Source organism: Ramlibacter sp. (assembly GCF_029866045.1).
Lineage (GTDB): Bacteria > Pseudomonadota > Gammaproteobacteria > Burkholderiales > Burkholderiaceae_C > Ramlibacter.
Genome location: NZ_JARXAB010000018.1, coordinates 1 through 9,616, shown reverse-complemented (window position 1 = coordinate 9,616; position 9,616 = coordinate 1). Strand labels below are relative to the sequence as shown.

The following is a 9,616-nucleotide window of genomic DNA, read 5'->3' as shown; positions in this document are numbered from 1 at the left end:
AGCATCAGCCGGCGTCGGCCAGCCGAGCGCGCGGACATCCGCGTGCTGGGGCAGACCCATCCAGTCCAGATAAACCGCCTCTGCCTGCGTCGCCGACAGGCCGCCGTAGCCGGCAGCGTCGATGAACTTGTCACGCACCTGCTCGGCCGACATGGGCAGGTCGGCGTGACCGCGCGGCCGGCGCACCTCGGGCGAGGCCAGGACCTGCCCGTCTTGCAAATGAACCCAGAGCTGGTCAAAAGGCGCCGCATCACGCCAACCCGGCTCGAAGTCCTCGGTGGTTTCAAGCACCACACAGGCCATCAGCCGGCGCATCTCGGGCGCGCGCACCCAGGCGTCGTCGAGCTCGCGCAGGCCAACCTGTCCTCGCACGAGCGCGCAGGCCAGTGCAAAGGGCAGGCTGAACTTGGCCTGCAGTGCGTCGTCGGGCATCGCGTAGGGCATGACCGCCGCATGGCGGGCGCTGATCCGAACTCGGATGCGTGTCACTTCGCCAGCCGGCACAGTCGGGTGCGCCTCACGCCAGCCCAGCATCGCCTCGATGCCGCGCTGTGCCGCACCCACGACCGGAAAGCGCTTGAGGTTCAGGCGGTAGCGGGCGATCCAGGGGCCCTGCGCTGGCGGGAAGTCGGGCGCCAGATCGACCCGGCCCTGGGGCGAAAAGGCGCGCAGCATGCCGCGCCCACCCTCGAGCGCTTGCTCGCTGGCCCGCAGGCCAGCCCGGGCCCATTCGGCAGCGGTCACGCCCACGCTGCTGGCTCGGCCGCCATGCATTGGCTTGGCCATAGTTCCGAAGTTCTCGAACACGCCGCCGGCGCTGGACGCCGCCAGTGCCAGTGCGTGCAGGGTTTCGTCTTCAGACAGACCGAGCACCACGCTGGCCGCGGCCGCGGCACCCAAGGTGCCCAGCACCGCGGTCGGGTGCCAGCCCTTGTCGTAATAGAGGTCGGGCTCACGTACAAAGGCGTCGGCCCAAACCTCGTAGCCCACGGCATAGGCCAGCAGCGCCCGCTCGCCAGAGACCGGGCTCGCGCAGGAATCTGCCGCGGCGAGGATGGCCGGGCAAAGCACCGCGCTGGGATGGTTGGAGAAGGCAAAGTCGTCGAAGTCCAGCGCATGGGCGGCGGTGGCATTGACCAGCGCCGCGGCCGAGGCGGGCAGGCGCTGCCCCTCGCCCAGGCAACGGGCGGCCGGCTTACCGCCTTGCTCCAACGCCCAGCGCCGCAGCACATCGACGACGGGCTCACGCGCGCCGGCCAGGGCCACCCCCAGGCAGTCGACAAAACCCAGGTGGGCCACCTCCAGGGCTTGCGGCGCCAGATCGCGCACCTGGGTGCGGGCGATCCAGCGCGCATATTGGCGGGTCAGCGGACTCTGTTTTGTATGCAATCAGGCAACCCCGACAGCGGCATTCCGCGCAGTTTCATTGACTGAGGCGGATGCAACTGCAAATGCTAGTTTGAACTTCGATGGCATTATGCATACAATTTTCAAAAGCAGACAAGCTGCGAAACCCTCTCCGTCACACCCTCCGCCCTGCCCTGCGCTCCAACCGAAACCACCCAGCGATGGCCCATCCCCTGTGGCAACTCCCCGCCAGCGAGGCCTCCCGCCGGATGGCGCGCGGAGAGCTCTCCAGCGAGTCCTATGTACGGGCCTGTTTGGCGCGCATTGAGGCGCGTGAGCCCGAGTTGCAGGCCTGGGCGGCGGTAGACCCCGACCAGGCGATCGCCCAGGCCCGGGCCTGCGACGCCGCGCCCCGGCGCAGCCCCCTGCACGGCCTGCCTGTGGGGGTCAAAGATGTGATCCGCACCCGCGACCTGCCCACCCGCTTCAATTCGCCCCTGTATCCGGACTTCCAGGCCGGCGAGGACGCGCATTGCGTGGCGGTGCTGCGGTCCCTGGGCGCGGTCATCCTGGGCAAGACCAGTACCCTTGAGTTCGCCAGCGGCGGGCGCATTCCGCCCACCCGCAACCCCTGGGACCTGGCGCGTACGCCCGGCGGCTCCTCGTCCGGCTCGGGCGCGGCGGTGGCCGACGGCATGACGCCCCTGGCCCTGGGCACCCAGACCGGAGGCTCGACCATCCGGCCCGCCGCCTTCTGCGGCGTCTTCGCGCTCAAGCCGACCTGGGGACGCGTGCCCTTTGACGGCATCAAGGGCTTTGCGCCGCACCTGGACACGGTGGGCTTCTACGGTCGCAGCGCCGAGGACCTGGCGCTGCTCGCGCAGGCCTTTCACCTGGTAGACGCCCTGCCCGCGCCGCTGCCCGGCCCGCTGCGCCTGGGCGTGTGTCGCACCCCGCTCTGGGCCGAGGCCGAGCCGGAGGCCCAAGCCGCATTTGAGGCCTTGCTGGAGAAGCTGGCGCGGGCAGGCGTGGCGCTGCGGGAGGTGGCCTTTGCGACCGACGAGTCCGACATCAACCGCTGGCAAGACGAGGTGATGCAAGACGGCGGCCGCTACGCCTTCCTGCCCGAGTTCCTGGCCGCGCCCGACCTGCTGCACACCGAATTCAAGGCCAAGTTGGGCAACCACCTCGGGCTCACCCCCGAGCGAATGCGGCAGGCCCTGGACCGGATTGCCCAAGCCCGCGCGGGCTGGGAGGCGCAGCTGGGCGGCCTGGACGGCGTGCTCACGCTCAGCGCGCCCGGCGTGGCGCCCCTGGGCCAGCACACCCAGGGCATGGCCACCTTCAACCGGATGTGGACCGCGCTGCAGGTGCCCTGCATCAACATACCGGCCCTGTGGTCGCAGACGGGTCTGCCCATGGGCCTGCAACTGGTGCACCGCCGCTATGAGGAGGGACGCCTGCTGGCCTGCCTGCTCGCCCTCCTGCCCCACCTCGACACCGAACGACATCCCTGGAGTGACCATGCCGACCATTGACCGCGGGCACGAGCCCGACCTGGCGATTCAACAAGACGACGCCCGCCTAGCTTTCGAGGCCATGGCCGGGGGCGGCGTGGCCATCTTGCCCCTGAGCGTGTCCTACGCGATCTTCGCGCACACCGCCGAGGGCGTGGAGCGCATCTACAAGCTCAAGCAGCGGCCCATGACCAAGCCCAACGGCGTCATTGGCAACTGGGACATTTTTCAGGACGTGTTCGAGGTAGGCCAGCGAGATCGCGATTTGGTGCGCTGCCTGACGCTGGACCACGACCTGCCGCTTTCTGTCGTGGCCCCGTTCAACCCGCATCACGACTGGCTGCGCACCGTGGAATGGGGCGCGCTGCGGCGTTCGACCAAAGGCCAGACCATGGACCTGCTGATGAACGCCGGCCCGCTGCACAACGCGCTGGCGGCGATGAGCCTCGAGCAGGGCAAGCCGCTCATGGGGTCGTCGGCCAACGCCTCCGGCTCGGGCAGCAAGTTCGAGCTGCTCGAGGTGCAGGAGGAACTGCGTGCCGGCTGCGAGTTGGTACTGGGCTACGGGCGCTCACCCTACGCCAACGAGTTCGGCATGGGCAGCACCATCGTGGAGCTTCCGAGCTGGCGCATCCTGCGCTGGGGCGGCTGCTTCGAGGCGCAGGCCGCCATCGTCGAAAAGAACTTCGGGGTGCGCTGGCCCGAACGGCCTGCAGACGGGAAGTGGTCGCTAGTATGAACCGGGCGCTCTCGGCGGCATCCAGGGCGGCTGCCCTGCCCCGCGCGATCCAGCAGCTGCAGTCGCTGGCGGGGATGATCGGTCAGACACCTTTGCTGCACCTCACGGTGGGTTTCCGTGGCCAGACTTACACGCTCTGCGCCAAGGCGGAGTCGTACAACCTCACCGGCAGCATCAAGGACCGCATGGCCTGGCGCATCCTGCGCGACGCTGTGCTTGAGGGCCGCTTGCTACCTGGCGCCACCATCGTCGAGGCCACCAGCGGCAACACCGGCATCGCCTTCGCCGCCCTCGGCCGCGCCCTGGGCCATCCGGTGCGCATCCTCATGCCAGACTGGATGAGTGAGGAGCGCAAGGCGCTGATCCGTCTCTACGGCGCCGAAGTCGAGCTGGTCTCAGCCGCGGCAGGCGGCTTCCTGGGCAGCATCGCCCGCGCCCGGCAAATGGCCGAGGGCCGGGACGATGTCTTCCTGCCTTCGCAGTTCGACAACTGGGCCAATGTGCAGGCGCACGAAGACGGCACCGGCCCCGAGATCCTGGAGCAGATGGCGCGCAACGGGCTCACGCCCAGCGCCTTCATCGCCGGCGTGGGCACCGGAGGCACGGTGATGGGGGTCGGTCGGGCCCTGCGCAAGCACTTCCCCGGGCTGCCGGTCCATCCGCTGGAGCCGGCGGAGTCACCCACCCTGAGTACCGGCTGCAAGCGCGGCAAGCACCGCATTCAAGGCATCTCTGATGAATTCATCCCGGCGATCTGCCGGCTCGACGAGCTCTCCCCGGTGGTCGCCGTGCATGACGGCGACGCGATCCGGATGGCGCAGCGCATCAGCCGTCAGTGGGGCCTGGGCGTCGGCCTGTCCTCGGGCGCCAATCTGCTGGGTGCCCTCAAGGTGGCCGAGCGTCAGGGCCCCGGCTCGCTGGTCGTCACCGTTTTCTGCGACGACAGCAAGAAATACCTCTCCACCGATTTCGCGCGCACGCTGCCGGCCGAGCCTGGCCACTTGTGCGACGAGGTTGAACTGCTGGACTGGCGGCCCTTACCAGCGGCCGGCGCAGGACTGCAAGCGGCATTGAACTGATATGGCACTCGAACACCTCACCATCCTCGACCTGACGCACATGCTCTCAGGCCCCTACGGCAGCATGCTGCTGGCCGATTTGGGCGCGCGCACGATCAAGGTGGAGCCCCCCGGTCAGGGCGAGGGCACCCGGCGCCTGCTGGAGAACGACCCCGACTTCTCGCGTCTGGGCATGGGGGCCTACTTCCTCACGCTCAATCGCAACAAGCAAAGCGTGTGCATCGACCTCAAGAGCCCGGGCGGGCTGGAAGTGTTCAAAGACCTGGTGCGGCATGCCGACGTGGTGGTGGACAACTTCAGCGCCGGCGTCCCTAAGCGCCTGGGCATCGACCAGGACAGCCTGGCCAAGGTCAATCCGCGCATCATCACCTGTTCGATCACCGGCTTTGGCGAAACCGGCCCGGCGGTGCAGCGGCCCGCCTTCGACCAGGTGGTGCAGGCCATGGGCGGCGGCATGTCGATCACCGGCTCGCCCGAGACCGGGCCCATGCGCGCAGGCATCCCGATTGGCGACCTGGGCGGTGGCCTCATGGCCGCGATTGGCATCCTGGCCGCGGTGGCCGACCGGGAGCGCAGCGGACGCGGCCAGCATGTGGACATCTCGATGCTCGACGCCCAGGTCTCGATGCTCAATTACATGGCCACCATGTACCTGATGTCCGGCCAGGTGCCCCAGGGCATTGGCAACAGCCACTTCGTCCACGTGCCATACAACAGCTACCCGACGGCCGACGGCCACATCATCGTGGCCTGCATCGGAGACCCTTTCTTCAAGGCCTTCCGCGACCTGATGAACATCCCGGGCCTGGCCGACCCGGCGCTGGAGCGCCAGCCGGTGCGCTATGCCCGCAAGGCAGAGATCGACGCTTGGGTGAGCGAGGCGCTGCGCCAGCAGCCCACCGCCCACTGGCTGAAAGTTCTTGGAGAGGCCCGCATTCCCTGCGGCCCGGTGAACGACTTTGCCCAGGCGCTGTCTGACCCGCAGGTGGTCGCCCGGGACATGGTCGTTTCGGTGCCCCTGCCCTCGGGCGAGGCGGTGCGCATGCCGGGCAATCCGGTCAAGCTCGAGCGCGGGGCCCAGGGCTTCACCCCGCCGCCAGCGCTCGGCGCGCACACCGACGAGGTGCTCACCCATCTGGTGGGCTATGCGGCGGACGAGGTCGCAGCCCTGCGCGCTGCCGGCGTGGTGGGCTGAGGCGACACACGCACAGGACCCCCTGGCCATGACCCAGCTTCTCATCACCGACGTCGCCCCGCGCGACGGCCTGCAGAACCAGCCGACAGACCTGCCCACCGCCGACAAGGCTTGGCTGGTCCAGGCGCTGGCCGACTGCGGCCTGCCCCGGATCGAGGCCACCAGCTTTGTCTCGCCACAGGCGGTGCCGCGCATGGCCGACGCGCCCGCGCTGATGGCGGCGGTTGCGCCGCTGGCCGCCAGCCACCTGTGCGTGCTGACCCCCAACCTCAAGGGCCTGGCACGCGCCGCGCAGGCAGGCGCGCAGGAAGTGTGCGTGGTGCTCTCGGCCACCGAGACCATGAACCGCCGCAATATCCGCATGGGCCTGGACGAGGCCGAGGCCACCTGCCGGGAAGTGCTGGCCCAAGCCCGCGACATGAGACTGCGCAGCCGGGCCTATGTGGCCGTGGCCTTCGCCTGCCCCTATGAGGGCGCAACCCCGCCCGAGGTCACGCTGCGCCTGGCGCGGCGCATGGCCGAGGGTGGCGCCGACGAGGTGGTGATTGCCGACACCATTGGCGCGGCCCACCCCGGCGAAGTGCAGGCACTGGCCCGAATTGCGGTCGATGAACTCGGAGCGCAGCGGGTGGGCATTCACCTGCATGACACGCGGGGACTGGGTCTTGCCAACGCCTGGGCGGCCATGCAGGCGGGCGTGCGCCGCTTCGACAGCAGCGCCGGCGGCGTGGGCGGCTGTCCCTTCGCACCGGGCGCTGCGGGCAATTTGGCCACCGAAGATCTGGTCTGGCTGGCGCAGGCCAGCGGCTACGAGACCGGGGTCGACCTGCCGGCCCTGATGCGCGTCATCGACGAATTCGGCCGCAGACTGGGCCAGCCCTTGGGCGGCCGCAGCCATGCCTGGCTGCGCCGGCATCTGGGTCTGGCAGACGCCGGGAGCCTCCAATGACTGGGCCAAACACCCCCGCCGCGCAAAGCAACGCCTCCCCGGCACGGGTACCGGCACTGTCGCTGTCGCTGGATCATGTGGGTTTGATCGTTCCGGATCTGGAGGCCGCACGTGCGCTCTGGTCCGACCTGGGCTTCACCCTCACCCGCCGCGCCGATCACACCCGCACCGGCCCCGACGGACAGCGGATACCCGCTGGCAGCGCCCAACACTCGGTGATGCTGGAGACCGGCTACATCGAGCTGATGCAGATCACCGACCCGCATGCCGGCCACCCGCTCACCCCGGCCATGCAGCAGCGGTTTGGCCTGCATATCCTGGCCCTGGCCACCGAGGACCCGAAGGCCACCCACGCGGCGCTGGCGGCGCGCGGCTGCGCCCTGAGCCCGGTGATGGATTGGTCGCGCCCGGTAAGTGAAGACGGAGCCGAGGGCCTGGCACGCTTCCAGTTCTTCGACACGCCCTGGCAGGCCAGTGACGCCTCCTACTTCTGCTGGGTGCGGCACATGACGCCGGAGCTGATGCGGCCACCAGGCCTGCTCACGCACGCCAACGGCGCGCAGGCCTTGCGCGGCCTCACCTACGAAGGGTCGCCAGCGTCCTGCGAGGGCTGGCGCGCCCGCCTGGCGTCGCTGGCGGTCGACCTGAGAGACGGCCTGCGCGTGGTGGCCACCACGCCGTCCACCCAAGTGCTGCCAGTGGCCATCGAGGTGGCCTTTGCTGATCTGGGCGAACTCGCCGACCGCGCACGCCGCTGCGGCATCAAGCCCGAGCCGGTTTCTGGCGGGCTGCAACTGGACCTGGGCCCGCGCAGCCCGATACGGATCGACGCGCGATCGGGCCCGTCAGCCTGAACCCCTTTGTTCGAGGGCGCGTCTGTAGAATCGCCAGCGGCCGCCGCCGTAGTTCAATGGATAGAACGAGCGCCTCCTAAGCGCTAGATGTGGGTTCGATTCCCGCCGGGGGCGCCAAATCCTGGATCAGGAGGCATCACCCCCTTGCAAAACCCGCACGATTCTCGGCGCTGCGGGTTTTTTGTTGTCTCAGACCGAATCTAACGATAGATCCAAGGCGCCGAAAGAATGTCAGCCGCTCCCTCGGACTGGCTCGCTGAACTGATGTGCCAAGGTTCGACGCCGCGTAGCCGATAGACGCAAGGTCAGAGGCGTCCTGGCGGCTTGAAATTCTGCTGCTGATTTCTCTGCTCGATGATGTCAGAGCGAGTGGCAAGTTCGATGATGGGCAATATAGACATGATTGCCACGCCGATGCGGCTATTTCTTTGATCAAACGTGAGGGTAGTAGCGATACCGCTTTTGGGGTCGATCGCACAAAAGTCCGGGCCATTGTCGGGAGCGGTCACTATCAGGTCACCCCTGATGCCATTGATCGAAGATCTGCACAACTTGAGGTAAAGCGCAATACGCTCGTTGTTGTCTTTGGTCTTGAAGCAAGCTTCGGCGCTGCTCTCAGAAACCTGCGTCAGTCGCATGATGCAGCCGGCAAACGCTTGGTCAAAGATGCCGGCAAGTCGCAGAACCGCATTTGATCTTTCCGACTGATTTTCGGGACTCATAAACCAATTTGAGTTTCCGATCAGCTGACTTTTCACCTCGGAAACCCATCGATCTACGTTATTAGCATTGACAGGATACGAATTGTTAATTCCAACTATTTTGCAGCCTGCCATTGCCTTATTATCTTCAGAGCCGATCGGGCAAAGTGTTACCAATCCAGGGGTAAATGCGGTCGCATCGAGCTTGTAGGTAGTTTGAAGACTGCTGGCGGTAATTTTCCCGGCGTCATCTCCCAGACTGAATTCGCCAGTGGGTAGCTTCAGGCTTCGCTTAAATCCCGCCGAACTGGATTGCAGCGCTTTGAGTGATGCAATGTCCTCCATTTTCGGCGCTTGAGCGAATACTGTTTGAGCTGAAAGTGAGGCCACCAAAACAGCAACTGAAGCAATGGCTTTTTTGATATGGCATCTCATGCCAAGAGAAAAACTTGTAGAAGAATTCATTTTTATCTGGTTTTATTAAATTATTTAATTCCTATGCGGCCCGGCGTTTAAATGCGGCACCGAGTTGCGGCCTCGCGATTGCCTTCACGCCTGGAAGACTAGCCTAACCGATTGCCAGCCAAGCCGATTCTTCAGGGCTGCAAGTGGCGCCACGCGCCAGCTTGAGGAAACCTGGGACGTAGTGCGCATGCACGGCAGCAATGCCCCGGCCCGGGTGAGCTTTGCTTGCCTGCCCACGGGACACCATGTCCGCCGCATGCGCCGCCCCTTGCTACACGGACGACAGCTACCCCTTCGCCAGGTTCGGTGGCTACCTGCGCTCTATGCATGAGTCGTCCAGTCCACAGCGAAAGCTCTGGGGATCGGACGTCTCCCGCCTGCCCTGCACCTACCGCCAAGCCCTCACCCACTTCACCGAAACGCTCGACTTCATTGCGCCAGCCGACCTGCCCTGGGTGATGGGCAGATCGGTCTCGCGCCTGCTGCGCTGGCCCTGAGGGCTGGGCTTAATACCCCATCATGTTGTGACGCACCCGCGTGAGGTGCGCCAGGCACACCTCGCGCGCGCGGGTCGCGTCGCGTTCGGCCAGGGCCTCGACCAGCGCACGGTGCTCGCGCTGGTACTCCAAGCGCCGCTCGGGCGTGACGCTGCGCCGTTTGAGCTGGCCCCACTCGGCCTGGTTGCGCGCCTGCGTCATCTGTCGGAACACAGACAAGATGACCGCGTTGTGGGCCGCCTCGGCAATGAGCTCGTGCAGCTTGCCGTCCCA

At 66.8% G+C, this 9,616-nt stretch carries 10 protein-coding genes and 1 tRNA gene; 8 read left to right on the top strand and 3 right to left on the bottom strand.

What is annotated here, in order from left to right; genetic code table 11:
* A partial coding sequence (locus tag QE494_RS01390) for an MmgE/PrpD family protein (RefSeq protein WP_300040738.1) occupies positions 1-1,389 on the bottom strand: 1,389 nt, incomplete at its 3' end.
* 179 nt (positions 1,390-1,568) lie between these two features.
* Between QE494_RS01390 and QE494_RS01385 the strand changes: the two genes are divergently transcribed.
* From QE494_RS01385 to QE494_RS01355, 7 genes are all read left to right on the top strand, one after another.
* Entirely contained in the window at positions 1,569-2,885 is a 1,317-nt protein-coding gene (locus QE494_RS01385) for an amidase (protein ID WP_300040736.1), read from the top strand.
* The gene (locus QE494_RS01380; RefSeq protein WP_300040734.1) at positions 2,872-3,603 is read left to right on the top strand and encodes a Sua5/YciO/YrdC/YwlC family protein; all 732 of its coding nucleotides are present in this window, start codon (positions 2,872-2,874) and stop codon (positions 3,601-3,603) included. Before QE494_RS01385 ends, QE494_RS01380 begins: the two co-directional genes overlap by 14 nt.
* Positions 3,600-4,682 (top strand): PLP-dependent cysteine synthase family protein, encoded by a 1,083-nt coding sequence (locus QE494_RS01375; RefSeq protein ID WP_300040732.1) that lies wholly within the window; start codon positions 3,600-3,602, stop codon positions 4,680-4,682. Before QE494_RS01380 ends, QE494_RS01375 begins: the two co-directional genes overlap by 4 nt.
* 1 nt (position 4,683) lies before the next feature.
* A complete protein-coding gene (locus QE494_RS01370; protein ID WP_300040730.1) occupies positions 4,684-5,877 on the top strand; it encodes a CaiB/BaiF CoA-transferase family protein in 1,194 nt (397 codons plus the stop codon).
* 28 nt (positions 5,878-5,905) lie between these two features.
* Positions 5,906-6,826, top strand: coding sequence for a hydroxymethylglutaryl-CoA lyase (locus QE494_RS01365; protein WP_300040728.1), 921 nt, complete (start codon positions 5,906-5,908; stop codon positions 6,824-6,826).
* On the top strand, positions 6,823-7,680 hold the full coding sequence (locus QE494_RS01360; protein WP_300040726.1) for a VOC family protein: 858 nt from the start codon (positions 6,823-6,825) through the stop codon (positions 7,678-7,680). The genes QE494_RS01365 and QE494_RS01360 overlap by 4 nt, the downstream gene beginning before the upstream one ends.
* 42 nt (positions 7,681-7,722) lie before the next feature.
* Positions 7,723-7,797, top strand: a tRNA-Arg gene (locus QE494_RS01355).
* A 188-nt stretch (positions 7,798-7,985) separates the two neighbouring features.
* On the opposite strand, the gene QE494_RS01350 is transcribed toward QE494_RS01355, so the two are convergent.
* Positions 7,986-8,846 (bottom strand): hypothetical protein, encoded by an 861-nt coding sequence (locus QE494_RS01350; RefSeq protein WP_300040724.1) that lies wholly within the window; start codon positions 8,844-8,846, stop codon positions 7,986-7,988.
* A gap of 245 nt (positions 8,847-9,091) precedes the next feature.
* Between QE494_RS01350 and QE494_RS01345 the strand changes: the two genes are divergently transcribed.
* Positions 9,092-9,343 (top strand): hypothetical protein, encoded by a 252-nt coding sequence (locus QE494_RS01345; RefSeq protein ID WP_300040722.1) that lies wholly within the window; start codon positions 9,092-9,094, stop codon positions 9,341-9,343.
* A gap of 9 nt (positions 9,344-9,352) precedes the next feature.
* Here the strand turns inward: QE494_RS01345 and QE494_RS01340 are convergent.
* Positions 9,353-9,616, bottom strand: a 264-nt coding sequence (locus QE494_RS01340) for a FadR/GntR family transcriptional regulator (RefSeq protein ID WP_300040719.1), incomplete at its 5' end; no start/stop codon positions are given.

Bases quoted from the DNA above. Each gene is read 5' to 3' on its own strand.
- QE494_RS01345 (WP_300040722.1), top strand. From the start codon at position 9,092: ATGTCCGCCGCATGCGCCGCCCCTTGCTACACGGACGACAGCTACCCC.
- QE494_RS01370 (WP_300040730.1), top strand. From the start codon at position 4,684: ATGGCACTCGAACACCTCACCATCCTCGACCTGACGCACATGCTCTCA.
- QE494_RS01365 (WP_300040728.1), top strand. From the start codon at position 5,906: ATGACCCAGCTTCTCATCACCGACGTCGCCCCGCGCGACGGCCTGCAG.
- QE494_RS01350 (WP_300040724.1), bottom strand. From the start codon at position 8,846: ATGAATTCTTCTACAAGTTTTTCTCTTGGCATGAGATGCCATATCAAA.
- QE494_RS01380 (WP_300040734.1), top strand. From the start codon at position 2,872: ATGCCGACCATTGACCGCGGGCACGAGCCCGACCTGGCGATTCAACAA.
- QE494_RS01360 (WP_300040726.1), top strand. From the start codon at position 6,823: ATGACTGGGCCAAACACCCCCGCCGCGCAAAGCAACGCCTCCCCGGCA.
- QE494_RS01375 (WP_300040732.1), top strand. From the start codon at position 3,600: ATGAACCGGGCGCTCTCGGCGGCATCCAGGGCGGCTGCCCTGCCCCGC.
- QE494_RS01385 (WP_300040736.1), top strand. From the start codon at position 1,569: ATGGCCCATCCCCTGTGGCAACTCCCCGCCAGCGAGGCCTCCCGCCGG.